23 protein-coding genes and 2 pseudogenes are annotated in these 25,726 nt (G+C 51.0%); 19 read left to right on the forward strand and 6 right to left on the reverse strand.

The window, feature by feature from the left end:
- Positions 1–54: 54 nt before the first annotated feature.
- From N24_RS00840 to N24_RS00850, 3 genes are all read right to left on the reverse strand, one after another.
- Positions 55–1,545, reverse strand: a complete 1,491-nt coding sequence (locus tag N24_RS00840; protein WP_096453480.1) for an aldehyde dehydrogenase family protein — start codon at positions 1,543–1,545, stop codon at positions 55–57.
- A gap of 112 nt (positions 1,546–1,657) precedes the next feature.
- Positions 1,658–2,575, reverse strand: a complete 918-nt coding sequence (locus N24_RS00845; protein WP_096453482.1) for a LysR family transcriptional regulator — start codon at positions 2,573–2,575, stop codon at positions 1,658–1,660.
- Positions 2,576–2,582: 7 nt separating this feature from the next.
- Entirely contained in the window at positions 2,583–3,014 is a 432-nt protein-coding gene (locus N24_RS00850; RefSeq protein ID WP_096453484.1) for an HtaA domain-containing protein, read from the reverse strand.
- Between the two features lie 179 nt (positions 3,015–3,193).
- On the opposite strand from N24_RS00850, the gene N24_RS00855 reads away from it, so the two are divergent.
- The 7 genes from N24_RS00855 to N24_RS00885 all read left to right on the forward strand — a co-directional run bounded on the left by N24_RS00855 (position 3,194) and on the right by N24_RS00885 (position 10,744).
- Positions 3,194–4,048 (forward strand): SDR family oxidoreductase, encoded by an 855-nt coding sequence (locus tag N24_RS00855; protein ID WP_096453486.1) that lies wholly within the window; start codon positions 3,194–3,196, stop codon positions 4,046–4,048.
- A gap of 25 nt (positions 4,049–4,073) precedes the next feature.
- Complete coding sequence (locus tag N24_RS00860; RefSeq protein ID WP_096453488.1) at positions 4,074–5,339, forward strand: cytochrome P450; 1,266 nt, start codon at positions 4,074–4,076, stop codon at positions 5,337–5,339.
- A 35-nt stretch (positions 5,340–5,374) separates the two neighbouring features.
- The gene (locus N24_RS00865) at positions 5,375–6,745 is read left to right on the forward strand and encodes an MFS transporter (protein ID WP_096453490.1); all 1,371 of its coding nucleotides are present in this window, start codon (positions 5,375–5,377) and stop codon (positions 6,743–6,745) included.
- A 79-nt stretch (positions 6,746–6,824) separates the two neighbouring features.
- The gene (locus tag N24_RS00870) at positions 6,825–7,136 is read left to right on the forward strand and encodes a 2Fe-2S iron-sulfur cluster-binding protein (protein ID WP_096453492.1); all 312 of its coding nucleotides are present in this window, start codon (positions 6,825–6,827) and stop codon (positions 7,134–7,136) included.
- A gap of 1 nt (position 7,137) precedes the next feature.
- Entirely contained in the window at positions 7,138–8,379 is a 1,242-nt protein-coding gene (locus N24_RS00875) for an NAD(P)/FAD-dependent oxidoreductase (protein ID WP_096453494.1), read from the forward strand.
- A 9-nt stretch (positions 8,380–8,388) separates the two neighbouring features.
- Positions 8,389–9,339: an isocitrate lyase/PEP mutase family protein gene (locus N24_RS00880; RefSeq protein WP_096453496.1), complete on the forward strand. Its 951-nt coding sequence runs from the start codon at positions 8,389–8,391 to the stop codon at positions 9,337–9,339.
- 19 nt (positions 9,340–9,358) lie between these two features.
- Positions 9,359–10,744: an MFS transporter gene (locus N24_RS00885; RefSeq protein ID WP_157736379.1), complete on the forward strand. Its 1,386-nt coding sequence runs from the start codon at positions 9,359–9,361 to the stop codon at positions 10,742–10,744.
- Here N24_RS00885 and panC read toward each other — a convergent pair.
- Positions 10,731–11,561: pseudogene (gene panC / locus N24_RS00890) on the reverse strand (pantoate--beta-alanine ligase). The gene N24_RS00885 and the pseudogene panC sit on opposite strands and share 14 nt — an antisense overlap.
- A gap of 39 nt (positions 11,562–11,600) precedes the next feature.
- Between panC and N24_RS00895 the strand changes: the two are divergent.
- A complete protein-coding gene (locus tag N24_RS00895; RefSeq protein WP_269457474.1) occupies positions 11,601–12,041 on the forward strand; it encodes a carboxymuconolactone decarboxylase family protein in 441 nt (146 codons plus the stop codon).
- Positions 12,042–12,165: 124 nt separating this feature from the next.
- Here N24_RS00895 and N24_RS00900 read toward each other — a convergent pair whose 3' ends face one another.
- Entirely contained in the window at positions 12,166–12,735 is a 570-nt protein-coding gene (locus tag N24_RS00900; protein WP_096453502.1) for a DNA-3-methyladenine glycosylase, read from the reverse strand.
- A 67-nt stretch (positions 12,736–12,802) separates the two neighbouring features.
- Between N24_RS00900 and N24_RS00905 the strand changes: the two are divergent.
- The 4 genes and pseudogenes from N24_RS00905 to N24_RS00920 all read left to right on the forward strand — a co-directional run bounded on the left by N24_RS00905 (position 12,803) and on the right by N24_RS00920 (position 17,747).
- Positions 12,803–13,372: pseudogene (locus N24_RS00905) on the forward strand (nitroreductase family protein).
- Between the two features lie 14 nt (positions 13,373–13,386).
- Entirely contained in the window at positions 13,387–13,917 is a 531-nt protein-coding gene (locus N24_RS00910; protein WP_096453504.1) for an ankyrin repeat domain-containing protein, read from the forward strand.
- Between the two features lie 53 nt (positions 13,918–13,970).
- Positions 13,971–14,282, forward strand: coding sequence for a hypothetical protein (locus tag N24_RS00915; protein ID WP_157736380.1), 312 nt, complete (start codon positions 13,971–13,973; stop codon positions 14,280–14,282).
- Positions 14,283–14,330: 48 nt separating this feature from the next.
- Entirely contained in the window at positions 14,331–17,747 is a 3,417-nt protein-coding gene (locus tag N24_RS00920; protein ID WP_096453508.1) for a DEAD/DEAH box helicase, read from the forward strand.
- On the opposite strand, the gene N24_RS00925 is transcribed toward N24_RS00920, so the two are convergent.
- Entirely contained in the window at positions 17,722–18,636 is a 915-nt protein-coding gene (locus N24_RS00925; RefSeq protein ID WP_096453510.1) for an isocitrate lyase/PEP mutase family protein, read from the reverse strand. The two genes, N24_RS00920 and N24_RS00925, sit on opposite strands and share 26 nt — an antisense overlap.
- Before the next feature lie 105 nt (positions 18,637–18,741).
- On the opposite strand from N24_RS00925, the gene N24_RS00930 reads away from it, so the two are divergent.
- The 7 genes from N24_RS00930 to N24_RS00960 are packed head-to-tail and all read left to right on the forward strand — an operon-like array spanning position 18,742 to position 25,639.
- Positions 18,742–19,995 (forward strand): cytochrome P450, encoded by a 1,254-nt coding sequence (locus tag N24_RS00930; protein WP_096453512.1) that lies wholly within the window; start codon positions 18,742–18,744, stop codon positions 19,993–19,995.
- Positions 19,995–21,173, forward strand: coding sequence for an NAD(P)/FAD-dependent oxidoreductase (locus N24_RS00935; protein ID WP_096453514.1), 1,179 nt, complete (start codon positions 19,995–19,997; stop codon positions 21,171–21,173). Before N24_RS00930 ends, N24_RS00935 begins: the two co-directional genes overlap by 1 nt.
- A 27-nt stretch (positions 21,174–21,200) precedes the next feature.
- Positions 21,201–21,395: a ferredoxin gene (locus tag N24_RS00940; protein ID WP_096453517.1), complete on the forward strand. Its 195-nt coding sequence runs from the start codon at positions 21,201–21,203 to the stop codon at positions 21,393–21,395.
- Positions 21,396–21,443: 48 nt separating this feature from the next.
- Positions 21,444–22,226, forward strand: a complete 783-nt coding sequence (locus N24_RS00945) for an SDR family NAD(P)-dependent oxidoreductase (RefSeq protein ID WP_096453518.1) — start codon at positions 21,444–21,446, stop codon at positions 22,224–22,226.
- A gap of 17 nt (positions 22,227–22,243) precedes the next feature.
- A complete protein-coding gene (locus N24_RS00950; protein WP_231910782.1) occupies positions 22,244–23,470 on the forward strand; it encodes an MFS transporter in 1,227 nt (408 codons plus the stop codon).
- Positions 23,467–24,846, forward strand: coding sequence for an FAD-dependent oxidoreductase (locus N24_RS00955; protein WP_231910784.1), 1,380 nt, complete (start codon positions 23,467–23,469; stop codon positions 24,844–24,846). The genes N24_RS00950 and N24_RS00955 overlap by 4 nt, the downstream gene beginning before the upstream one ends.
- Positions 24,839–25,639 (forward strand): HpcH/HpaI aldolase family protein, encoded by an 801-nt coding sequence (locus tag N24_RS00960; RefSeq protein ID WP_096453525.1) that lies wholly within the window; start codon positions 24,839–24,841, stop codon positions 25,637–25,639. The genes N24_RS00955 and N24_RS00960 overlap by 8 nt, the downstream gene beginning before the upstream one ends.
- The last annotated feature ends 87 nt before the right edge of the window (positions 25,640–25,726 follow it).

Here is a 25,726-nt window from a genome sequence, read left to right on the forward strand (position 1 = left end):
TCCTTAATTTGTGAAAGTGAGGGGGAAGTGAAGGGATGGGATTAAAGCGGAGGTTTAGCCTGCGGAAACGCCCCAAATAACGCTTTTGAACTCGAGGTATTCTTCCAATCCAGCCTCACCGTATTCTCTGCCCAAGCCGCTGTCTTTGTATCCGCCATAGGGGAGGAAGGTATTGGGGAAGGCACCGCCGCCTCCGTTAACAACCACGCTGCCGGCTCGGATTTGCTTGGCAATTTCATAGGCGCGAACGGGATCCGCAGAACGTACCGCTGCCCACAGACCGAACTTGCTGTCATTGGCTATGCGCACGGCTTCTTCATCACTATCAAAAGGAATAATCACGTTGACAGGCCCAAAGAACTCTTCTTGAGCAATGGTCATGGAGTTATCCACATCAACAAAGACTGTTGGCTCCACAAAGAATCCCGTGTCCTGATGTTTTGGGCGTCCGCCACCGATGGCGATGGTCGCGCCCTCATCCACGCCTTTTTGAATGAGGGCTTCTACGCGATCGCGCTGGGCCTTAGAGATAAGGGGACCTACGGCGGTGGAGGCATCTGCAGGATTGCCGATGGTCAGTGCGGAAAATGCCTCTTTGAGCTTTGCCACTAGCTCATCAACGCGGGAGCTATGTACGAGCGTGCGGGTCAATAGCGAGCATCCTTGACCTGCATGAATGGTGGTATTGGCAATAACATCAGCAACCGCATTATCCAGGTTGGCATCCTCGGTGATGATATTGGCAGATTTGCCGCCGAGCTCCAGCACAACCTTTTTGAGCGTGGGAGCTGCCTGTTCATAAATAAGCTTGCCCACTGTATCGGAACCTGTGAAACTCACCAGATCAACATCAGGGTTGGTGGAGAGCTCCAGGCTGACTTCCTTATCGCCGGTGATGATATTAAGAACACCAGCAGGAAGTCCTGCTTCCTCAGCAATTTCCCCAAGAATTAACGCTTCAAGCGGAGTGGTTGATGCTGGCTTGAGCACCGCGGAGCAGCCGGCCGCAAGCGCGGGCGCCACCTTGACCATTGCGAGGAGGAGCGGGAAATTATAGGCCGAAATCAACGCAGCGACGCCATAAGCTTCTCGACGCACAACCCCCTGCCCAATCCCCGCTCCAATATGTGCAGGGCTGGGCTTTTCCCACTGAAAAGTGGGCATGACCCGATCGACCATATCGCGCAAATGTTCAATGGGAGCACCCACTTGAATAAGCTCGGCAAGCCCGCGGGGTGCACCACCGGAGGTGACATTGATGTCAATGAGCTCTTCTTTTCGACGCTCGAGGATGTCCACCATGGTGGATAGCACTGCTCGACGCTCTTGCACGGTGGCATTGGACCACACTCCAGAATCAAAGGCCTTGCGCGCTGCAGCAACTGCGCGCCGGGCATCATCCGCAGTTCCATCGGGTACCCGCGCAACCACCTCCTCTGTTGCTGGATTCAACACATCAAGGAAGCCATCTCCACTGCTATCAACCCAGTGGCCATCGATGAAAATTTGATGGTGGCGAATACGCGTGTCTACTGGTGTGCTCATTACCTCTCCTCAGATATAAATATGCTCTGGATCACAATAATGAACACGCTAGCCTCCATGGATCTATGTGGGCCAGTGATTCTAAGTTAATTTTCCATGCAAAAACTGCAATCTATGTTGCGTATTCAGACATGATGCTGGTTTGTTCGTCGGCAAGCCTTTTGAGCTCGTTGATGGCGGATTGAGCAGCAAGCTGGATCGCGCGACCGCGATAGGTGTAAATCGCAATATCGGTTCCCGGCATGTGCTGGTCAAGGTGTTCAATTTCAAGAGCGGTGATCGAATAACTGGTGGGGGCAGTGGTGGAAACCAGGACTCGATCGCATTTGCGCACGGTATCAACCAAAACGCTCAAGTTATCGACCACCGCAACGGGCCGGATGCTACGAGCTTCAGCGCTAAACCCTTCGGATTCAATGGCGGTGACGAAGGAGGATCCGGAAATAGCCCCATATTGAGCAATCTCGCTCAGTTGGATTGCATCCTTCTTGAAAGTGAGCGGATGGTTGAGGCGCACAAAGAAATTAGGCTTTGATGTCATGAGAAAAGTGGAATCAAGATGCTGACGTTGGTATTCAGCACTCGCTTTGATCACCACGAATTCCAGCTCACCATCCGCCAAGAATTTGAGCATCTGTTCATCATTGCCCGTTTTGATATCAAAGTGAATATCGGGAAATTCCTTGGCAAACCGGGCAAGCAGGGATGGGATAAACATGCTGGCAATCACAGGTCCAATGCCAAATTTTACGGTTCCTTGAGTCCCTTTTCCTACCGACTTCATGGTGCGTTCAATGGATTCAGCGGCAAGAACCAGATCCCGAGCATGTTCTAACAGGTTTTCGCCTGCCGCGGTGAGGCGCGCGCCTCCGCGGTCTCGGTTGAACAGCGTGACTTTGTAGAAACTTTCTAGGGATTGAATGCTTCGGGAAAGTGCAGATTGGCTGATGTGGAGTTCTTCCGCAGCGCGAATAAAGCTTTTTGTGCGGGCGACGCCCAGAAAATGTTCCAGTTTATTGAGGTCAATCATGGGTGGTTCAGCCCTCAGAATTGAGGTGGATGGTGAGCGGATCCATGTCTGTCCCTGCTTGATAAACGCCACCGAGCAGTTCCGATCCCATGGTGGTGACCTGGGTGGAAATGACAATTTCTTCGGGAGTGTGATGGATAACGTGGCCCCGGGCGATCTTCATGCTCCGGCCTTTCACTTGGACAGAAATGACTGCCTTGTCCTGCTCAAGTGTGACCGTGAGGTGGTGGAATGTGACATCAAGCATTCCGTGGTGGCCGTGTATGGAAATTTCACCAGATGATTCGAATTTGTCCGAAGTGGATGTGGTGAGTGGAAAGTGAAAGACGTTCTTAGGCGTCAGAATTGCGCCGTTGGATGCGGTGATAGAACCGTCTGGCAATGCGTTTACGTACTGAAGAAAAGAATCTTTAATTCCCCAAACAAAATGTTCTGACATGTCATCTCCCGCTGGTCAAAGGTTTGTATGTGCCCAATGCATTGAAGATTGAACTTAAATGCATTGGACGTATTTATAGCATGCGCGTAGCTTTCACTGCAACGGAAAAAGTGATTTAACACACTTAATTTTCCATAAGTTGCACAGATCATGAACTAGCCCATGAAAGAGAGAAGCCCGTGCTAACAGCATTTAATTTTGGCGAAGCCATCGTCATGGTGACCGGAGCCGGCGGAGGAATGGGACGATCCATTGCCGAATCCTTTGCCGCTCGCGGCGGCACCGTATACGTCACCGATATCGAAGAAAGTGCAGCGCAAGAAACTGCCCAGCTGATCAATGTCGCGGGAGGCCATGCAATCGCCCGTCAGCTTGATGTCACCGACGCTAATGCGATGGATGCGCTTGCCAATGACATTTTTGAAGCCCACGGCAGGATTGATGCACTCATCAATAACGCTGGAGTAACTATGCGTCCATTCCGTGCAATCTGGGATGCATCAGCTCAAGACTTTGAATGGATGATGCGCATCAACTACTTCGGCGTTATCAACGGACTGAGATCCTTCATCCCCCGCATGCGGGAACAGGGAAGCCGCGCCCATATTGTCAATACTTCTTCCTTCGCAGCAATTGATACCATTCCAGGCCACGGCATGTACACCGCCTCAAAAGCAGCAGTTGATGGCATTTCCAATGTGCTTCGCGCGGAATTTGAAGATCAGGGCGATGACATTGGCGTGACCATCTTGTACCCAGGCCAAGTAACCACCCGGATTGGAACCAGCGAACGCTTACGCGACGCAGCTGAACGCTCTGATGTGCGTGAGGTGAAGGCCTATGAAATGAAAAACCTCAGCAACCCGCACAATGAGCCGCTAGCTCCTGAGTTCGTGGGAGACATGGTGATCACCGCCATCGAGCGCAATGCTCCCTTTGTGCTCACCCACCCTGCGCCGACCGACAACCTCAAGGCACGCGTCGAAAAGCTCAACTCCGGATATTTCGGCCTACATTCGCAGGCTTCCCACTAAACCTACTTTGTGAAAAGGAAAAACCATGACCGATTTCCAGGCAATTGATCTTCAGCTCACCGATCCCCAGACTTTTGCTGGCGAAGACTACCACGAGATTTTCACCACGCTGCGCCGTGAAGATCCCGTCCACTGGACCACAGGCAACTACTCCCGCGGTTTTTGGTCCGTGACCAGGCACGAAGATGTGCTGGACATGCTTGATCAGCCCGAAGTGTTCTCCTCCTCTGCAGGCACCCACCTCCCACCAGATGGACGCGATCTCTCGGAAGAAGAGCGCTACCGTTTGGGCTATGACGTACAGCTGGTCACCAGCGATCCGCCCATTCACAACACCAAACGACGCCCCTTCAACAAGCACTTTTCAGTGCCGGCTGTGAAGCGATTCCATGATGATTGCGATCGGATTGTGGATGCCATCTTGGATGACGCCGAAGCAAAGGGCGAAGTTGATCTGGTGAAAGACATCGCGGCTTTGCTGCCCGTCAACCTCTTTCTCAACCTCATGGGAGTTCCCGAAGAAGATTGGGAGCACCTGCGCGGTATCACCATCACCATGCTTCACCCACAGGACGCGGAATATCTGGAAGACGGTGTGGATCCCACTCAGGCGATTATCCAAGCATCAGATGCACTGTATAAATATGCCTACGAGCACACCATGAAACGCCGTGGTTATGAAGATCAATATGATGATTTCGCCAGCTTGATTGCCAACCTCAAAGTGGAAGGCGAATACCTCGACGAACGCGATGCCGCTTGGATGTCCTTCTCTGTTATCGCCGGTGGTTTGGAGACCACCCGCAACGCAGCAGCCGTGGGCATTCTTGAATTGATGCGCAACCCCGATCAAGCTGCACTTTTGCAAGATGACAAGATTGCCAAAAATGCAGTCGAGGAAATCATCCGTTGGGTCACACCATCAAAGAATCGTCTTCGCGTAGCCATGCAAGATACAACATTGGGTGGCAAGGAGATCAAAAAGGGCGATTGGGTTGTTGGCTGGGGAGTTTCCGCCAACCGAGACGAAGAAGTTTTTGAAAACCCCCAAACCTTCAATATCCTCCGCGAACACAATCCACACCTAGGATTCGGCGATGGCGAGCATCTTTGCCTTGGGCGAAATGTTGCGCGCCTTGAGCTCCAAGTGCTCATTCAAAGACTCTTTGCCCGATTCCCCGATGTTGCCCCCATTAGCGAAGCCGAATGGGTGGCATCAGATAACACCACTGGTCTCAAGCGACTTCAAATTCGAGTTCAACCCAAAATTCCCTCAGTTGTTGGCAGCTAATAGGCCGACCATAACTATCCAGAACGGTAAAGTTCATGGCTCATACGACAACATTGTCCCCTTCATCGCCGCCTTCGGAATTTCGACGGGGATGGAAACCACTTCTCACCGCATTCCTCACATTTGGTTCTGGACCCATCATTTTCCTCCAAACCAATGCACTCTTTGTTGAACCAATCCGCGCAGAAACGGGACTTTCAGCAACGCAAGTGCAAACCGGTTCCATCGTGAACCTACTGGTAGCCATCGCTGGAGTTGGTGTGGGATTCTTAGTGAATAAACACGGCGCACGCCGATTGGTGATCACTGGATTTTCCCTCATGGGAGTTCTTGCCCTCCTCCTGGCATTCCTGCCCGCCACGGTATTCACTTTGTATTCCATCGCTGCATTGCTGGGCATCACGGGTGCACTGTGTTATCACGTGCCATACACAAGATTCATTTCCAGTTGGTTCCAAAAGAGTTTTGGCCTAGCCATGGGAACCATGTCCGCAGGAGCATCTGTTACCCCGCTCATCATGACACCACTGATTGTGTGGACGATTTATGAGTTCGGATGGCGGTGGGGATATGTCACTATTGCTGCATTGGTCCTGGTTATTGCTCTTCCAATGGTGATTCTTGGGTTCCGTGAAAATGAGACTGAGATTCCCTCTGTAGTTAAGACAACAGCAGCTAGCAGTGATAAAACTCCCGCTGGCGTGAGCATCAAGGCAACAAGCCGAGATACCCTCCGAAACCTCCGCGATCCGCGCTTGTTGTTAGTTCTTATCGGTTGCGCGATTGCTACCTTTGCCATCGGCGGCATCATGTCTTCGGTCCAACCTTTCATGATTGAACTGGGGCGTCCAGTAGAAACCGCGACCGCCATGTCCATGGCTCTTCTGGTGGGCATCATTACAGGAAGAATCGTCGGTGGCTCGCTGCTTGATAAGGTCTGGCCTTATGCAGTTCCACTGGTGGTGTGCAGTATTTCTGGTGTTACCGCGGTGATTCTTTCCCAAACCGCTGCCACTGCTGCCGTTGCACTCGTGGTGTTCATGGTCTTCCTGCTTGGATTCGGCCAAGGCGCGGACGCAGACTTTCCCGCCTTCTTCACCCTCAAACTCACCTCCAGGATTGCCTTCCCCGCCATTTTCGGAATTATCGGCCTTGCAACCGGTTTGTCCACCACTGTGGGTGCGCTCATCGCGGCATCCATCAAAGATGCAACAGGTAGCTACACCATGGCGTTTGTCATGAGCGGTATCGCGTATCTCATCGCCGGCATGCTGCTCTTTGCCAATGGACTTCTTGGTAGAGCAATGGCAGCAAAGGGCAAGCACGGATCAGACAGCACTACAACGCAGCTTGAACAAGATCCCATCCATGACCCGCAGCGTGAACCACTCAAGGTCACCGAATAACCCCTCCCAGACCGGGCTCCACACCAGGCCCCAGACCGAGCCCCACATATTAAGAAAATACAAAAGATAGGAGAAAACAATGCCAAACATAACGTTTGTTTTTGATGACACTGAGAAAGTAGTCGAAGCCAAAGACGGCCAATCTTTGATGCGAGCCGCAGTAGAGCACGATATCCCCGGAATCATCGCGGAATGTGGCGGTGAAATGAGTTGTGCCACCTGCCATGTGTGGCTCCAAGGTGACGTTGCCCAGGAGGTTCCACAGGCAACATTTGATGAGGAAGACATGTTAGAGATCGTGGATAATCTCTGCGATAAATCCCGCCTGAGCTGCCAAGTTGTTCTTACTCCTGAGCTTGCTGGCCTCCGCGCATTTGTTCCAGGTGAATAACATGGCTGCACAATATTTTGATGTCATTATCGTTGGGGCTGGTCAGGGAGGTGTTACTGTCGCCACGGAGCTGCATCGACAAGGTTTTGAGGGCAGCATCGCGATTTTAAGCTCAGAGTCCATCCAGCCCTATGAGTTACCTCCGCTATCTAAAGGGTTTTTCTCCGGGGAGCAATCCTATGCGGACATCACGTTTAAAGGCCAAGATTTTTGGGATGATTCTCCGATCACTTTGAAGCTCAACAGCCGTGTGATTGAGGTGGACGCAAAAACAAAAAGTCTCACCACCGAGGCTGGCGAAACCTTCAGCTATGACCGTCTGGTGTGGGCTACTGGTGGGCGTGCTCGTATGCTTCCTTTGCCTGGTCATGAACTTGCTGGCGTGCATACGGTGCGTCGGCTTGAGGATGCACTTGCGTTGAAGTCAATCGCTGAAACTGCCAATAGTGCGGTGATCATTGGCGGCGGTTATATCGGGCTTGAGGCGGCCTCGGCGTTGCGCAAGAAATCTCTCGATGTCACGGTGATTGAGGTGCAGGATCGTCTGCTTGGGCGCGTGACCAGCCCGGAGATCTCCGAATATTTCCACCAATTGCATACCTCCCATGGCGTGCGGGTGTTGCTCAATACCGGAGTTGCTGAGATTGTTGGTGCCGCTGACGTGGTCAGCGGAGTCCGGCTTGCCAGTGGGGAGCTTATCGACGCCGACTTGGTGATCATTGGAGTGGGCATTATTCCCAATATTGACGCTCTCGAAAAAGCGGGTGCCTCCACGAGCAATGGCGTAAACGTTGATGAATTCTGTCGAACGAGCTTGCCTGATGTGTGGGCTATCGGTGATATTGCATCGCATCACAATCGTTTTGCTGGTCGTACCATGCGAGTGGAATCAGTCAACAATGCCACAGCTCAAGCAAAGACCGTGGTGTCTGATCTTCTTGGCACTCCAGTTCCTTATGACACCGTTCCGTGGTTTTGGTCCAACCAATACGATGTCAAGCTTAAAACCGTGGGCATCCTCAGCGATGACGTCCAGGTAATAATCCGAGGGTCTATTGATCTTCATGAATTCAGCGCAATTTATCTCCGCAATGGAGAACTAGTTGCTATGGACTGCGTTAACCGCCCCAAGGACTTTGTTGAGGGCAGAAAAATGTTGGCTGGCTCCGTGAAATTAGACCCTGCGGTGCTCTGCGATATTAATCGGCCTCTTCGTTCCGCCATCCTCGAACCTATCAGTTAGGAAAACCTCATGTCCCTATCAAAGTCAGCTCGCCTGCGCGCACTCTTTGAAAGCAAAGAAACAACAATCATGCCATTTGGCACCCTGCCCATGCATGCTCAAATGGCAGAAAAGGCTGGTTTTCCAGCATTTGAAGTATCGGGCGGAATGAGCTCCTGGTGGGTCGGCGGTGTTGCCGATGTCGGGTGGCTCACCATGACTGAGGTGGTCGCACATTGCAAAACCATTGCCGCATCAGTGGATATTCCGATCTTCTGTGATGCTGATACCGGTTATGGAAGCGCCATTAACGCACGCCGCACTGTCCAAGAATTCATCCAGGCTGGCATTGCGGGTATTCATATCGAAGATCAGCTTGAGCCGAAAAAAGCTGGCGGACAGGCTGGAATTGCGTTGGTCTCTGATGAGGAAGCCATTGGGCGAATCAACGCAGCGTGTGATGCTCGCGATGAGATGGATAAGGATTTTGTCATTGTTGCCCGCACCGATGGATATGGAGCTGAAGGCGGAAGCTTGGAAGAAGCTATTCGACGCGGCAAGCTCTATGCCGAAGAAACCGGCGCAGACTGCATCTTCTATGAAGGACTGCGCACGTGGGAAGAAGTAAGAATTGCCAATGAAGAAACCCCAGGACCGTCCTATTGCATTGCTTCACGGCATGCCGGCCCCACGCCTTCAGTGAAGGAACTGACGGAGATGGGTCAAGCAATTCAGATTGCTCCATTTATTCTTCCCGGGGTCCAAGAAGTATGGAGGCTTCTCCTTGAGCTCAAAAACACCGGTGAACTGGCACCAATTGATGCGTACAATGCACAGGCGTTTGATCGTCTTGGGGAAGAAGACTACGTGGGATTTGGCGATGTGTTTGTGAAGCCAAGTTATGAGGACGTTCGTAAGTGGGAAGAGGCATATTATCCTGCAGAGAAGCAGCGCGACTATGTAAACACGATTCACGATTGATGGATGATTAGTGGTTGAAATGAAAAAACAGAGCAAGAGCGCTGGTCCCATTGCGATCGGTGCTCTTGTTTTGGGTTGCTTGGTGGCGGGGTTATTGCAAACAATCGTGTTGCAGATTCAAGATGATTTTCCTGAACTTCTTCAAGCGCCCCGTGAAGTAACCGGATGGATCGTCACGATAACCATCCTCGCTGCGTGCGCCTTCTCCCCGGTGTCATCACGGTTGGGCGACATGCTGGGAAGGAAAAACGTCATCGTGGGATTGCTGTTCATTATGGCTGCGGGCTCACTCGTATCAGCAATGGCACCGAATGTGTGGGTGCTTATTGTGGGTCGAGCTTTTCAAGGTCTAGCAATTGGGGTTATTCCGCTCGCAATTTCGGTGATGAAGGACATTGTGGCGCCAGAAAAACTTGGCGGTGCCATTGCCCTAGCCTCCGGCACACTGGGGATTGGTAGTGCCCTGGGATTGCCTATCGGTGCAGTAATCAATGAAGCGACAAGCTGGCGAGGAATCTTCTGGACATGTTTCATTTTGGGCATTCTTGCAGCATGCGCTATTTATTTCACAGTTCCAGCAACCCAAATGAGGGCATCGGGATCTTTTGATGTTGTGGGGGCAGTGGGATTAGGACTTGGAGTTACTGCGCTGCTCATTGGTTTGGCGCAATCCTTATCATGGGGCTGGCTTGCTGCCCCAACGCTATTTACCCTCGGCGCGGGGATAGGCATTTTAGCGTTGACCATGGTGCACCTATTTAAAAAGCGGGAGCCCATCATTGATATTCGGGCATCGTTAAGCTCTCGAGTTTTATTAACCAATATGGCTGCGCTGTTGATGAACTTTTCTATGATGGGCGTCAATATTGTCTTCCCACAATTGATGGCTCTTCCAGCTGATGCTCCCGCAGGATTAGGCGTTGACCGTGTTATTTCAGGATTAGTCATGATGACCTCGGGTGTTATTACCGCGCTGGCTACTCCCTTGATCGCGCGCCTGAGCTCTCGCTTCGGACCGAAGAACCTCATGCTGTTGGGCACCGTGATTGTGGCCATCAGCATTTGCTCAAGCTTGTTTATCCCATGGAGTTCGGGCCTCATCTTTGCCATCAATGTGGGATTAGGCCTTGGGTTCGGAATGGCTTTTGCCTCCATGCCACAGATCATCATGGAATCCGTTGATCGCAGCAGGTCGGCGGCAGCCAATGGCGTGAATGCTCAACTTCGATTTTTTGGTACAGCGATGGCATCAGCAGTGATCGCGGCTGTCCTTGCTAAGTGGTCCGTTCCTTTTGGGGATGGAACCGTTCCCACCGAGGCGGGAACGTATCTGGCCATTGGTTTATGCTCAGCGGGAGCGGTGCTAGCGGTTATTTTAAGTGCGCTTATCCCTACGAAGGATTGAGCTCGATATTGTCGATCAACCGCACGGGACCAACGCGAATGGCAGCAACCGCAATGGCGGGAGCTTCCACGATATTGGTGCTTATGGGATTTAATGTGGCAGCGTCCACCACTTCCACGTGATCAAGCTCCACTCCGGGGGACTGCCTGAGGCTATCGCGAATGCCGTCGAGATTGAGCGGCTCGTGATTGGCACAGCGTTGTGCAAGTTCCTGAAGAGCACGGGGAAGAACAAGGGCGTCTTTGCGGTTGGCCTCGGAAAGGCGCTGGTTGCGGCTAGATTCTGCAAGTCCGTCCTTAGCACGAATGATGGGTACGGAACAGATTTCCACGGGGAAATTGAGATCGGAAACCAGGCGACGGATGATGGCAACCTGTTGGGCATCTTTTTGCCCAAAATAGGCGCGTTCGGGACGGATAAGGTTGAAGGGTTTGGCCACCACGGTGGCTACGCCGTCTAAGTGCCCGGGACGGCTGGCACCCTCCAGTTTTGATCCCATTTCTCCAGTGCGAACCCACAGTATGGGGTGGGAATCTGGATACGTTTCTTCCACCGAGGGGGGCAAAAACATAGTCAACGCCTGCGGATTCGAGGAGAGCCAGGTCAGCGTCGAGTTGGCGTGGATAGTCGCGGTAATCATCGCAATCACCGAGATTGTCAAACTGCAGCGGATTAACAAAGATGCTGCATACCACAACTGCGCCAGTGGTTTTAGCTGCATTAATCAGCGATAAGTGTCCCTGGTGGGGTGGGGACAAGAGAGATGGAGCGCTGGGGGAGGGCGTCGAAAAGCTCTTTTAGTGGTGAGAACCTGCATCAGTAGGACTCCGCTTCGCAGGGAAAGCAGCATTTTCCACTGGTAGCTGAAGACGGCTCACTCAATGGTCCCTTCAATGCTTTTCTTCTAGCACCCGGAGTTGGAGCAGCTGTTCAAGAATTGGGTAGCGCCATTAGATTCCGCTCTGACCTTTGTGAGCGTTCCAGAGAAATTGCAATCTTGGTGGTCGCGGCAGAATGGAATAGTGATTTTGAGCGTGATTCCCATGAGGCGATTGCTCGTTCTCTTGGTATTACCGAGGCTGAACTAGGTGGAATCCGCAAACATAATTTCTCAATGCTCAACGAGGGGGAAGCCCTCATTGCGGAAGTGACCAGGCAATTACTGGCGGGAGACCTTGATGATCACCAGTGGAAAAAGGCTACAAAGCACCTGAGAACTTCAACGCTCTTCGAGCTTTCTACCCTCGTAGGCTATTACTCGATGCTCGCTCTTCAGCTACGAGTGTTCCGGGTGTAACGGCAATCCTTAAACGGTGTTTTTAGAGGCGCTTCAGCATAAATGCTCATATGTTGAAGCGCTTTTCGACGTTTACTTACGGTCATTGAACGTTGAGTCTCGTGGACATCTGCCGATTGCAGCATTAAGAGATCCTAGGCCTTCCTTTCTTTCCGCTCACGATGGGATCATTGGGAATCCAAAACCTCAATGGGGCATCGGCATTCTTTGAGATTCCGATGCGTGAGCCCCGTACCCACTCAGGGTGAGTTGAGGGTTCAACCAAGGTGAAATCCTGGCCGTTGATGGGTGCGTGGTTATCGTCGATGTTCAGGTCGAGGGTTTTCCCGAGGTTGCCGGGTCCTTGGGCAAGACGATGATGGAGGATTCCTGGGCGCCGTTTCGCAGCAATGTCTATGCCATCAACAACTTCGCCAGCGCGGAGAAGAACTCCTTGTCCTGTGCCTTCTGGGGCGCACACAATATTGCCAGCCCGGTGAATGCCGTAGGAGATATACACGTACTTGTGTCCGCCTGGTCCGAACATGGCAGCATTGCGTGGTGTTTTCCCTTTGTGAGTGTGAGCTGCGGCGTCATCTGCTCCTAAGTAGGCTTCTACCTCGGTGATTCTGATGGTCACGCCAGCATGGGTGAATAGGCACCCCAATAATTGCGGGGCAACTTCATCAGCGGTGTCAAGGAAATTGATAGCCATGGGCTTGATTCTTTCATGCTGAATGTTTCATGAGGGTGCATCCTGCTCACAGTTTTAGGATGTTTCTATGACATTGTCTGTTGCAGAAGCCATTAAAACTCGCCGTGCTACTCGTCGTTATACCTCAGAAATTCCTAGTGATGCGGTGTTGGACCGCATTGTTAATTTAGCTCTTGAGGCGCCGAGTGCCTTTAATGCGCAGCAGCGTGATCTGGTGGTGGTAACAGATCAGAGAGTGAAGGAAAAACTGTTTTAGGTCTCGCGTCAACGGCAGTTTTTGGATGCGCCCGTGGTGTTTGTTGCGGTGGCGCGGGTGGAAAACCAACCGGCGGGCTTAGAAGAATTACTTGGTCCACAGCGTGCTGAGCGGGTTCAAGGATTTTTGGCTAATCGCTCGCCGGAGGGAGCTCGTGAGGCAGCAATCAAGGATGCCAGTTTATTGGTGGGTTTTGTGCTGATCGCGACGCCAGCGGAAGGACTGGTTACAAACCCCACAACGGGTTGAGAGGAAGAGGGTGTTAAGGAAGCTTTGGGAATTGGTGGACGTGCAGATCGCACTACAGCTTTGGTGATTGCGGCTGGTTTTCCTGATGAACTCCCCGAGCATCCTGGTCGAAGCCACGCGCGAAGTTCCTGAGAAATACAAAAAGGATGCTTGAGCAGGGCGCCGATATCAATGTTCGTGACACGGAAGGCAACACACCGCTGCACGTGCACTCAAGGGATTGGAATTTATCGCCTGATCTCTTGCTCCGCTGCGGTGCTGATGTTCACGCCGTGAATAATGATGGTGAAAGCGTTGCCTATGGTGCTGCGTTTTTCCCTGAGAACCTCACCAAGCTTATCGACGCCGGCGCTGACCCCTTTTCTCGCGCCAACGACGGAAGCACCGCTTTGCCACGCGTGCTGCGCAGTGCTGATACCGGCCAAATTTCCGAGCTTGCTGAGATCACCGTGCTGCTCACCGAAACTGAATTCACCGAGGAAGAATTACAAGAAGCCCAGGAACTCATCATCCGGCTCGGTGAGAAATTTGAAGATATCCGTGAGGCCTACAACGAAGAATCAGTGGATGATGCAGCCCAGAACATGATCTGGCTATACAACCGTTTTGAGATTCCCGAAGAACTACGCGCCAGCACACCCCAACGTCATGATGGCATCTCACGTATTGAATTGTAGGAGAGTCGTGGCAAGAACGTTTTATTGCCGGATGGGATTATCTTGTGCCTGCCATGAGATATGCAAAAACTCTGCAGGGTGAGACCATCCGCATTGCTGGACGTGTTTCTGATGAATTCCACGGCAACGACGGTATTAACTGGGAAAAAGACTACAAAAAGATGGTCAAATCTTTGCTTGCTATCACTGCCGAAGGCAATCCACTACCTGACCCCATGCGCGAAGAGCTGGAAGCAGCCGTCAAACATGTGAAAAAGGGCGAGCCATCCGATGCTGATATTGATACGCTTCCACGTATTGCTACCGTATGGGTGAGGGCAAACCCTGATCCCATTCCCATGTGGGATGCAGAATATCGCCGTTAATTAATTGTTGAGTTTTCAGAGATCTGCGAGAGAAAAGAATTCCAGTACGTGGCACATGTCCTTCCCACCATCAACGTTGATTCTGTCCATGATTGTTTTGGCAGTGGTGCCCTCAAACGCGGAAGAGATTATGCACACGACGGGATGGTTCTCAGCCTGGGATGGAATGTACATAACAGCGTCTTGAGCGGATCTGTGATGGGCAGCGGGAATAATGACTATGACGTGGATGTCTATCTTCGTCCGCAGAAGGTGGGAGCTGACGGCTATTCTTCCGACGACACCGTATGGGGCGTATCGGCCAGTAGGTGTACCTGTCCAGTGGGCGTTAACTGCAAACATGGCGTTGCGGTGTGTTATGCCACGATGGATCATGTGGGCTTTGATCAGGAGGCCGATGATTCTTGGGAAGAAAACCTTGGATCAAGCACCATTTCCCCACAATCCAGTGGTGACCTCCCGCGCCAATTATCGTGGATTAATGTCATTGAAGATTTCATCGGTGAATCTGGAAGAGCCATAGCAGCTGGTGTCTTAAATCCACATGCCATGGAACCTCAACTACAAGAAATAGCACTTAGCATTGATGTCAAAATTCAATCGGAGAATAACCAAAAATATTTCCGCAGCTCTGAGGAAAAAACCCTCACCATGCAGGATTATGCGGGTCTTGAAGACGGCGACCAAAAACAGCTAAACATTAAGATCCGTCCCCTGAGAAAATCAGATGCTGGCAACTGGGTCAAAGGCCAAATTTCTTGGTCCGTATTTGAGCATTCTTATCTGACAAATTCTTTTATTGCCAAAGAGCAATTCTTGGCCATGAATCAATTGGTTCAGCTCCATCAAGATAATCTGAGTTTTACAACAACCGATCCAGAATTTGATACCAGGTTTTGGAGTGATCCTCGCTTGTGGGATCTACTGAAAGACGCAACGGCAACGGGTATTCCTCTAATTGGACAATTGGCGATCCGGAACGTTGAGATCGCCGAAGCAGCAGAGGTCCTGATGGACTTCACCCAGGAGCAAGGCTTCGATGGCGCAGAATTAATGGCAGTGACCCCACGCATTGTGTGGCAGGGTGAGTACCTGAAATTCCCACGAATTATCGCTCCATCTGCCATTGTGCAACTAGAGGAAAGCACTGACACCACCCCTGGCCTTAAAGGAAAATTGCACGCCCGAATCATTCCGCTAAAAACACCACTGAGTTATTATCAGCGCGAAATGATCCGAAATTCCACGTCTTTGGCGCTTCATCCTAAAGAACAAGAAACCTTCTTTGAGGAATACTTTCCCACGCTACGCAACGTGCTCCCGGTGTTCTCTTCTGATCACTCCATTGAGTTCCCCACAAAGAAGCTGCCTTCCTTGGAAGCATCGGTGAACGTTACACGCGGAAAACTGGAAGACTTTGTTGTCGTCGATTGGGCGTGGCGTGACACTGCACATGGGCTGTCACAAGAACACCGTGATGCCGTGATGGATTCTGTGCGGGGTGTTTTCCCCGATGTAGCATTGACTGGAAACATGCTCAAAGGTACTGCTGTTCCACCCTTTATTGAGCATGTGGCGGATAAGCTTGATGCCCTTGATTATGTCACCGTGAAGTTTGTGGGCGAGCGCCCCAATTATCGGGAGCTAAGTGGCGATCCCTTTGTCGGCATCACCACCACTTCCACTGATAATGATTGGTTTGATCTCAATTTTGATATCTCCATCGATGAGGTCAAAGTGCCGTTTAGTAGCGTGTTTATCGCGCTATCCCAAGATCAAGACACTGTATTGCTTGATGATGGCTCCTATTTCTCCCTTGATCACCCATCCTTTGATGCCCTCCGTGGCCTTCTTGCAGAGGCCCAAGATCTGGAGGAATGGGATGCCAAAAGCCAAAGGGTTCACCGTAACAATGCGGGACTTTTTGAAGATCTCGCTGATTTGGCCGATGAATGGGTCCCAGATGTAGCGTTGGAATCTTGGCTGGCAACCGTGCGTGAACTTGCCAATATCAAAGAGCTGCCCCGCGCTGCCATCCCAACAACGCTCAATGCCACCCTGCGCCTCTATCAAGAAGATGGTTTCCGCTGGTTGGCGCTACTTTATGATCTTGGTCTGGGTGGCATCTTGGCTGATGACATGGGCCTGGGTAAAACCATTCAAACGCTGGCTCTTATCGCCCACGCCCGAGATCATAAAAAAGAAAGCACTGATAGTGGCTTCTTGGTGATCGCACCATCCTCAGTGCTCTCCGTATGGAGAGATGAGGCTGCTCGATTCCTTCCGCACCTGAGCGTGGAGGTACTGGATAAAACAGCTGCGAAGCGCAAAACAGACCTGCCGATTAATGCTGATATTGTGATCACTTCTTATACCATTGCGCGTATCGACGAAGAGCTCCTTGCCTCTAAGCAGTGGAGCGGCATCATCGTTGATGAAGCTCAATTCATCAAAAACCACACCACACGCAGCTTCCGTGCCATTCGGAGCATTGCCCAACAAGCGAAATTCCGGCTTGCAATCACCGGCACCCCAATGGAAAATTCCCTATCTGATCTGTGGTCTTTGAGTGCACTGACCGCGCCGGGGTTGTTTCCTAAGTTCAAGGAATTCAAAGCTCAATTTATTAACCCCATCGAATCAGGCTCAGAGCTGTCAGCTGAAAGAATGGCGCATCTTCAACGCAGAATTGCACCATTTATGCTGCGTCGCGCCAAAGAAGATGTGGCCACCGATCTACCCGAGAAAATCGAGAACACCGTGGTTCTCCCGCTCACAGCGCCACACCGCAAGCTTTATGATGCCGTCTTGCAGCGCGAACGCAAGAAAGTCCTCCATTTGCTCGATGAGGACATGGATGCCAACCGCATGAGCATTTTCCGTTCCCTCACGTTGCTGCGCATGCTGGCGCTTGATCCTTTCATTGTTGATGAGGATAACGCTGCTATTCCATCGACCAAATTGGAAGATCTCCTCGAACGCCTGGAGGTGCTTACCACCGGTGAAGATCACCAAGTCATTGTATTTTCCCAGTTCACCTCCTTTTTGAAGCGTATCGCTGAACGTTTGGAGGAGATAGTAATCAGCTATTCCTATCTTGATGGAGCCACGCGAAACCGCAGTGACGCCATCAAGGAATTCCGCGACAATGGAGCCTCGGTGTTCCTCATTTCCCTCAAAGCAGGTGGTTTTGGGCTCACGCTGACAGAGGCAGATTGTGTGTTCCTCCTTGATCCCTGGTGGAACCCTGCGGCGGAAAATCAAGCTATTGACCGAGCTCATCGCATTGGCCAAACCTCTAATGTCATGGTGTACCGCATGGTTTCTGAAGGCACAATCGAAGAAAAAGTACTTCAACTACAAAAGAAAAAAGCCGAGCTTTTCGACGCCTTAACCACCGGTTCTTCTACGGCAGCCTCCGGACTTTCGGTTGATGATGTTAGGGAGTTATTCTCGCTGGACTAGCTTTTGGCATGGCATTGAGCCTGTCCTCATAAGCATCAAGGCCAAGCACCTTCATCATTTCTATGTTCGCAGGAAGAATGGGAGGGTGTTCAGCGGTATAGCGCTGGGAGGATCCCGTCTCTTTGAGGGAATCAAAGTACTCGATCATGGCATTTGCTGCTGCTTGAAGTGAGATCAGCGGCATGGTTACCACTTTTGCGCCTAGATCAAAGAGATCCTGAGCAGTGAACCCAGGTGGGGGATCAAGCGTGACCACGGGGGCGTCAATCCTAGTGATAAGAGTTGCGTAGATTTCCATGCGTTCTTCGGGGCCGCGATCTAAGAATCTCATTCCGTCGATGGCGTTGACCATGGGAAGTACTAGATCTGCACCAGCTTCAGCAAAGCGATTGCAGCGGGTGATGATCTCTTCCATCCCCTGTTCATCAGCGTCAGTGCGCGCAATGATGAGGAGCTCGTCTTCTCCCCTGGCCTCGGTTGCCAGTTTGATGCGGGCAGTGGCGGTATCTTGATCGACTACTGTGCGTTTTCCTAAAAAGGGGCAGCGTTTGGGATCGGCTTGATCTTCGATTTGGATGGCTGCAGCGCCTACGCGGCTGAATTCTTTGACGGTTCGGTAGAGGCTATTGGGACCTCCAAAACCAGTATCAACATCCACAATGATGTTGAGTTCGGGGGCAGCGTGTGTGATGCGAGCAATGTGGTTGGCCAATTCCACCATGGTGGCATAGCCCATGTCTGGCGCACCAAGTTGTGTTGCTTCGAATGCGAAGCCTGATGCATAAACCGAGCTAAAACCGGCTTTTTGGGCGAGGACAGCAGTGAGGGCATCGTGTGCTCCCGGGGCAATGACGCCTCCATTTTTTAATTCTTGGCGCAATGTGGACATTGTTTTCTCCTTTTGAAGTGAAAGTTTTTGAGGAAAAGGGTTGCACCTAACGCTTCCATATGGTGAACTGTTGCACAGTGTACACATTCACTAGAAAGGCATCACATGAATGTTCAGGAAAAATCAGTAAAGGCTCCCGTTGAAGTTCCGTATCCAATGCAATCGCGGCAGGATCTCATCGTTGCTGCGGAACTAGAAGAAGAGTTGGGAACGCTTCGTCATGACTATGGCTCTGTGGTTCCAGCATTGATGCCTTTTGGCGAAGGAAAATGCTGGATTGCTATTGGCTATGAAGAAGTTCGCCAAGTAATGAGCGATGAACGCTTCGTGGTGTGGAAGCACCGAGGAAATAACTATCCCCGTCTTCGGTTTAATGAGGGCAACCGTCCGCCTTTCCGAATGGCTTTTGACAAAATGGATGGACCGGAGCAGATTGCTCGCCGTCGTGTGCTGGCAAAGCACCTGTCTGCTCGTCGTGTCATGGGAATGCGCGAAGAAACCCGAAACAAGATTGAAAATTTCTTAGACGGCTTCATCGCGCATGGGCAGGGCGCGGACATGATGAAGAAATTTGTTGAGCATGTACCGCTCGCAGTTATTTCTGATCTCCTGGGCGTTCCAGCTGATGAAACGGATATCTTCCTCGAAGCAGCACTTGATCACATGAACGGCCGCATTACCTCTGAAGAACAGGCAAATGCACACATCAACAAAGTCAATGCCTATTTTGATCACCTTGTTGCTCGCCGACATGAAGAGCCGGGTGATGATCTCATCAGTGCTTTGCTCAATGACGTCGGAGGTACTTGGGATGATGAGGAACTCGGCGGCGTAGGTTTCGTGCTTCTTACTGCAGGTCATGATTCCACTGCATCCATCATCGGAGGCATTCTCTTTTGGCTTGCCCATGATCCAGAACGTTTTGCTTACTTGAAGCACAATCGCGAGGTCCTGCCACGAGCAATCGAGGAGTTTCTTCGGGTCGTGCCGGCTGGAACCGGTACCCGAGTGCGCATTGCTACTGAAGATGTAGAAATCGGTGGCGTTGTGGTCAAAAAAGACGATGGCATTCATCCTGTGGTGCACCCTGCAAACTTTGATGAAACAGTTTTTGAAAACCCAGATGAGCTGAATTTCGCCAGAGAGGGAGAAACTCACCTCCGATTCGGTTTCGGTTCGCATGCATGTCCGGGAAATCAGCTGGCACGTATGGAAATCCGTGAAGTTCTTGATGCCGTATTGAACCGTTTTGCCACCTTTGAAGCAGTCAATCCATCCGAAAATTGGCGTGGAGAAATGCTCATGCGTGGGCCAAAAGAACTCAAGGTCAACTGGACCCTGGAAGGAGATGAAAACTAATGAACGCGCTCATTATTGGCGCAGGAGCTGCTGGCTTAGCAGTTGCTGAAGCTCTCGCCGAACGCGACTGGGAAGGAGAGATTACTCTTGTAGGCCAAGAAAACTACGTTCCCTATGACCGCCCACCGTTGTCCAAAGCGCTGTTGTCCGGCGAGCAGGAATTCGACTTTGTCAGTCTGTGTTCTGAAGAAAACCTTCAGGACAACAACATCACCTTGGTGAAAGGGAAAAGTGCTACCTCGCTTGATTCCACTCACAAATTCGTAAATTTTGATGATGGTTCCCGCATGAGCTTTGACAAACTCATTATCGCAACGGGAGTGGATGCTAGAGAGCTGCCGGCCACGCAACACATCGATGCAGCCCTGACATTGAGAACTTTCGAAGATTCGATGAAATTTCGTGGGCTCATGACAGAAGGCAGCAACATCCTTATCGTTGGGGCGGGCTTTATCGGTCTGGAAGTCGCTGCAACCGCCATTCTTAAAGGATGCACCGTGCATGTCGTTGAACCGTCACCTGGAGTGTTGTACGGAAAATTCCCGGATGTACTTTCTGAGCGCATTCGTCAATCGCATGAAGAAAAGGGAGTAAATTTCCACTTCGGCCAGGTCGTTGAACACTGGAATGCTCCTGGTGGTGTGCTGGAATCAGTCACATTATCTGATGGCACCACGATCACAGCCGATGCCGCTTTGGTGGGCATTGGCACCATCCCCGCTACCGGGTGGTTGGCAGATTCTGGCTTGCCAATAGCCAACGGAATTATGTGTGATGCTCAGGGCCTTGCGGCGGAAGATATTTATGCGGTGGGCGATGTGTCCAATTGGTTCCATCCTCTGATTGGTGAGAATCGACGGATTGAACACCGCCTGAGTGCAGGCGAGCAGGCACAAATTGTGGCAGCCCAACTAACAGGCACCAATGCACCGGCTCTTGATTTGCCTTTCTTTTGGACTGATCAATACAAGGAAAAGTGGCAGGCCTACGGCTATGTCGATTGGAAAGCCGATATTGAAATTGTCCACGATGACAAAGAAGCCAACAAGCTGGTTGCAGTGCTACGCAAGGACGGGGTACTCGAGGCTGTCATTGGAAAAAATGCTGTGAAACAACTAATGCCGTACCGGCGTGAACTCAAACTTGCTGCGCAGGCTGCAGATGCCGCAACGCTTTAAAAAACAACATTCTAAGGAGAAGAAATCATGAAGGTCATCGTCGATACCGATAGGTGCATCGCTGCAGGAGCATGCGTCATGGAAGCAATGGAAGTTTTTGATCAGCGCGATGAAGACGGCGTTGTTGTTTTGCTGCAGGAGCACCCCTCTGAAGATCAGCATGACAATGTTCGCCGAGCAGTGCACGCCTGCCCCGCGAAGGCAATTGTTCTACAAGATTAATCCACAATTTCCGCACATGAAATACACGCCCTTCAAGGAGAATCACAAATGACATCAACCAGTACTCCCACTGGAAAACTTGCCGCTGTTACCGGAGGAGCGAGTGGAATTGGCCTTGCTTCGGTGGAACGTTTACATGCTGATGGGCACGGTGTGATCATCATTGACCGCTCCATGGATGCGCATGAAGTTGCTGCTCGGTTGTCAACGCCTGAGCTTCCTGTGGTGGCAAAGATCGCAGATCTCAGCAGCGCAGAGGATATTGCTCGAGTGACTGCAGAAATTGATGAGGAATTCGGTGGTGTTGACATCCTGGTCAACAATGCGGGTATTCATCCAAAGAAGCCTGATGGGGGCCATTTCCCCATTGAAGATATCACTTTGGATCAATGGAATCTGGTGATGGATGTCAATATGACTGCCACATTCTTGTTGTCCCAGTGGGCGATGAAAGCAATGACTCAAAAAGGTTGGGGACGCATTGTCAACGTTGCTTCCCGTGCTGGCCGGATGTACATGCCGATCAGTGGTGCGCACTATGCAGCCAGTAAAGCAGCGGTGATCAGTTTTACTCGTTATCTTGCTGGTGATTGCGGCCCCTTTGGAGTCACCGCAAATACTGTGGCACCGGGTCGGATCAAGACGCCATTGTCTGATGTCAGCGGATTAGGATCGAGCCAAAACCTTCATGAGGAATTTGCCAAATCAGTTCCACTCAGGCGCGTGGGTAGGTCCGATGAGTTGGCAGCTGCGGTGTCCTTTTTAGCGTCGGAGGATTCCAGCTTCATCACGGGTTCCGTGGTGGACGTTAATGGTGGAATCTTCGGATAGCACCGGAAATCACTGATATGAGTAGATCAGGTTCAGCATTAACCGGAGCGCTTACAGCAACAATGGGTGTTTCTGCCTTGCTGACTTCGGGAATCAGTGCGCTTGGGCCTGCGGTTCGGGAGGGCCTTATGCTTTCTCGTTCGGAACTCAGTTTGTTTTCATTGGTCGTTTTTATTACCGCATCCGCGACATCCATTCCGTGGGGGCTGCTTGCAGATCATCTGAGACCGTTGTGGGGAATTACGCTGACATTTTTCCTGGCTATTCTCGGCCTAAGTGGTGCGGCGCTTGCGCCAAATCTTGCGGTGTTGTTGGTGGCTGCGCTGGCAGGAGGTTGTTCCCTGGCCATTTCAGCAACTGTCACCAACAAGTTGGTGAGCCAGTTTGTTGCTTTTCGACGGCGCGGACGTGTGCTGTCCACCAAGCAGATGGGCGTGCAATTTGCCCAAGTCATTGCAGGTTTTTTATTCCCTGCTGTGGCAGTGTACTTCGGGTGGCGCGCTGGCTTGGCTGCGGGTGTTCTGGTGGCTGCCATTGGCCTCATAATCATTGTTTTTAGTACAAGGCAGTCTTTTGAGCAGCAGGTAGAGCAACCACAACGTCTTGTTTCTTCTAAAAACGGTACCACCAACACTCGACTGTTAAGCGCCATGGTGGTGTATGCCTTGGTCACAGCACTGTGCTTCCAGTCAAACCTTTTTGGATTGCCATTGATGGGATATGAGGAACTTGGATTTAATGTTTCTACTGCATCCACAGTGGTCGTGGTTCTTGGTGCCGTTGGATTTATCTCTCGATTGGTGTGGGGAGCATTTGCTGATAGACCTTTCAACATCAAGATGGTGATGGTGGCTCTTGGTGCTGGTCTCCTTGCTGGAGAGCTAGCCATTGGCCTGTCTGTGTGGCTTGATGTTGCGTGGATATTTTGGCTGGGCTCGGTGCTGATTGGCACCTTCTTTGCTCTTGTTCCGGTGGTGTTGTCCGCCGTCATTTTGCAGAATTTCTCGGCCCACCGAATCGGGTTGATTTCCGGAGTGATTTCGGTGAGCACTTTTGCAGGATTCGCTGCGGGACCTTTGCTTTTCGGCGTAGTTGCGGATACGTGGAGCTATCAACATTCATCCGCTGTGATCGTTGTGATCGCAGCGGTAGCAAGCCTTGTCCCATGGCTATTGCCCAAGAATAAACCCCTAAAAGAAATAGAAGTGGTGGAAAAGATGGAAAGCGTGAGGAAGGGAGCATGATGAGTAAAACAACATGCGATGTCATTGTCATTGGCGCAGGTATTGCAGGTATTTCCACTGCCACTGCAGCTAGGGAACAGGGCCTTGACGTGGTGCTTTTAGAAAAGATGCCCACAATTGGAGGCTCTACCGTAATGAGTGGAGGTTGGTTTGCCTTTACGGGGACGGATGAACAACAGGAAGAAGGGGTAGAAGATAGCATTGATCTCTTTCGTGAAGATTTGCTCAATGTTGGAGCTCATCAAAATGACCCTGACCTCGTGGATGCCTACCTCGAGCATCAATTGGAAACCTATCGTTGGTTGAAAAATAAGGGTGTAAATTTTGGCGAAGTGTCTATTAGCTCTGGCCAGTCTGCGGCACGTGGGCACAGTACAAAAATTCGTGAAGTGGTAGCACTTCTCCATGCTGATTTTTCAGAGCGTGGCGGTAAAACTCGGCTCAATGCCCGGGTGACCGCATTATTGCAAGATTTCAGCGGCCGGGTTGATGGCGTGATTATCAATGGAGATGAAAATCTTTATGCACGCCGTGGCGTAGTGATTGCCTCCGGCGGGTTTTCCCGATCAACTGAGTTGCTCAAAATTTTCGCTCCGGAACAATTGGCTGCACTGCCTTATGGAGGCGCAGGAAATACCGGTGATGGTTTAAAGATGGGGTGGAAGTTGGGCGCTGGGATGGCAGATATGTCCGCGGTCTCCGGTACCTATGGGTCACATCCAGAAACTACGGATGAGCAGCAAGAATTACTCACTGCCTATTATATGGGTGCGATTATCGTTAATAAGGACGGACAGAGATTTATTGATGAGTCTCTGGATTATAAAACGCTTGGTGCTGCTGTGATCACGCAAAAAGACGCTATTGCTTTTCAGATTTTTGATGCAGGTGTTCGCGCCCAATCCCATCGGGGTATTGCGTTAAAAGATATGGATACCTTGGAAGATTTTGGGCACCTGCCCAGTGGGAATTCTTTGGAGGAGCTCGCAGAGCTCATTGAGGTACCAGCGGAACAATTGCTGAAAACCGTAGAAGAATATAACGCATCAATAGACGCCGGGGAGGGGGATGCGCTGGGACGCACGCATTTGTGCAATGGCGTCGGCGAGTTGAAGGGAATCGTCGAAAAGCCTTTTTATGCCTATCCTGCAAAAACTTTGATGACCACCACATATGCAGGTTTAACCTTCACGCCTCGAGGTGAGGTGACCGATGTGGATGGTGAGGTTATTGATGGATTATTTGCCGTCGGTGAAGTGACAGGCGGCTTTCATGGAGCTGCGTATATGACTGGTTCATCCTTGGGCAAGGGTGCGGTTTTTGGACATCTTGTGGCGCAGACACTTAATCACAAAGAAAAGGACACTCATGGATAATAAGATTCTTCAACGTTTGCGTGCCGGTGAGATTTCTCGTGGTGTGAATATTCAAAGTAATGGTCCGGAAATTGTTGAGATGGTTGGGCATGCTGGTTTTGATCATGTGATGATTGATTGGGAGCATGGTTCTTTTGGTACGGATTCTGTGGTGTCGATGATTCGTGCAGCGCAATATGCACAGGTCACACCGATTATTCGGGTGCCGTCTAATGATGAAGTATGGATCAAAAGGGTATTGGATGCGGGCGCTTTGGGCGTAGTTGTTCCACATATTTCAACAAAGGATCAGGCGCTTCGAGCAGTAGGATCAGCCAGATATCGAGGCACCGACGGCGCTGCCGCTGAGGTGGGTGCGCGAGGTGCTTGCCCGAGCGTGCGCGCTGCTAAGCACATGGCTGAGGATTGGAAATCTTTCTCAACCTGGTCAAATGACAATATTTTTGTTGCGGTGGCCATCGAGAGCTCTGAGGGTGTTGCTGAATTAGATCAAATTTTGCAGGTCCCGGGTATTGATGCCGTATTTCTTGGAACCTTTGATTTAGCGCATGATATGGGCTTTTATGGGGATAACTCTGCGCCTGAGGTGGTGGAGAAGATTAAGCGGATTGTTGAGGTGTCAAAGTCTGCAGGAGTGCCACTTTTTGCCACACTATATCGAGGTCGGAGCGATGAAGAAGTGAAGAAGGAAGTGGAGTTTTGGCGCGATTTGGGGGCAGAAATATTCAACACGATTAGTGATCGTCGTTTGATTCTCCAGGGCCTGGAACATCGACTGGGCCAGGTAAATTAGATGGCTATTTCACTGTGGAGCATCTCCTCGGAGCAATTTCTGTTGGACTGTAGAACAATAATGCTTTCCCATGTTGTGTAGATCCGA

Origin of the sequence: Corynebacterium suranareeae, assembly GCF_002355155.1 — a bacterium.
GTDB lineage: Bacteria > Actinomycetota > Actinomycetes > Mycobacteriales > Mycobacteriaceae > Corynebacterium > Corynebacterium suranareeae.

What these genes read in the sequence shown, in the direction of transcription:
- N24_RS00875 (WP_096453494.1), top strand. Translation starts at nt 7,138, where the DNA reads ATGGCTGCACAATATTTTGATGTCATTATCGTTGGGGCTGGTCAGGGA.
- N24_RS00850 (WP_096453484.1), bottom strand. Translation starts at nt 3,014, where the DNA reads ATGTCAGAACATTTTGTTTGGGGAATTAAAGATTCTTTTCTTCAGTAC.
- N24_RS00955 (WP_231910784.1), top strand. Translation starts at nt 23,467, where the DNA reads ATGATGAGTAAAACAACATGCGATGTCATTGTCATTGGCGCAGGTATT.
- N24_RS00910 (WP_096453504.1), top strand. Translation starts at nt 13,387, where the DNA reads ATGCTTGAGCAGGGCGCCGATATCAATGTTCGTGACACGGAAGGCAAC.
- N24_RS00840 (WP_096453480.1), bottom strand. Translation starts at nt 1,545, where the DNA reads ATGAGCACACCAGTAGACACGCGTATTCGCCACCATCAAATTTTCATC.
- N24_RS00960 (WP_096453525.1), top strand. Translation starts at nt 24,839, where the DNA reads ATGGATAATAAGATTCTTCAACGTTTGCGTGCCGGTGAGATTTCTCGT.
- N24_RS00885 (WP_157736379.1), top strand. Translation starts at nt 9,359, where the DNA reads ATGAAAAAACAGAGCAAGAGCGCTGGTCCCATTGCGATCGGTGCTCTT.
- N24_RS00940 (WP_096453517.1), top strand. Translation starts at nt 21,201, where the DNA reads ATGAAGGTCATCGTCGATACCGATAGGTGCATCGCTGCAGGAGCATGC.
- N24_RS00915 (WP_157736380.1), top strand. Translation starts at nt 13,971, where the DNA reads ATGAGATATGCAAAAACTCTGCAGGGTGAGACCATCCGCATTGCTGGA.
- N24_RS00925 (WP_096453510.1), bottom strand. Translation starts at nt 18,636, where the DNA reads ATGTCCACATTGCGCCAAGAATTAAAAAATGGAGGCGTCATTGCCCCG.
- N24_RS00865 (WP_096453490.1), top strand. Translation starts at nt 5,375, where the DNA reads ATGGCTCATACGACAACATTGTCCCCTTCATCGCCGCCTTCGGAATTT.
- N24_RS00930 (WP_096453512.1), top strand. Translation starts at nt 18,742, where the DNA reads ATGAATGTTCAGGAAAAATCAGTAAAGGCTCCCGTTGAAGTTCCGTAT.
- N24_RS00950 (WP_231910782.1), top strand. Translation starts at nt 22,244, where the DNA reads ATGAGTAGATCAGGTTCAGCATTAACCGGAGCGCTTACAGCAACAATG.
- N24_RS00870 (WP_096453492.1), top strand. Translation starts at nt 6,825, where the DNA reads ATGCCAAACATAACGTTTGTTTTTGATGACACTGAGAAAGTAGTCGAA.
- N24_RS00945 (WP_096453518.1), top strand. Translation starts at nt 21,444, where the DNA reads ATGACATCAACCAGTACTCCCACTGGAAAACTTGCCGCTGTTACCGGA.
- N24_RS00860 (WP_096453488.1), top strand. Translation starts at nt 4,074, where the DNA reads ATGACCGATTTCCAGGCAATTGATCTTCAGCTCACCGATCCCCAGACT.
- N24_RS00935 (WP_096453514.1), top strand. Translation starts at nt 19,995, where the DNA reads ATGAACGCGCTCATTATTGGCGCAGGAGCTGCTGGCTTAGCAGTTGCT.
- N24_RS00900 (WP_096453502.1), bottom strand. Translation starts at nt 12,735, where the DNA reads ATGGCTATCAATTTCCTTGACACCGCTGATGAAGTTGCCCCGCAATTA.
- N24_RS00845 (WP_096453482.1), bottom strand. Translation starts at nt 2,575, where the DNA reads ATGATTGACCTCAATAAACTGGAACATTTTCTGGGCGTCGCCCGCACA.
- N24_RS00880 (WP_096453496.1), top strand. Translation starts at nt 8,389, where the DNA reads ATGTCCCTATCAAAGTCAGCTCGCCTGCGCGCACTCTTTGAAAGCAAA.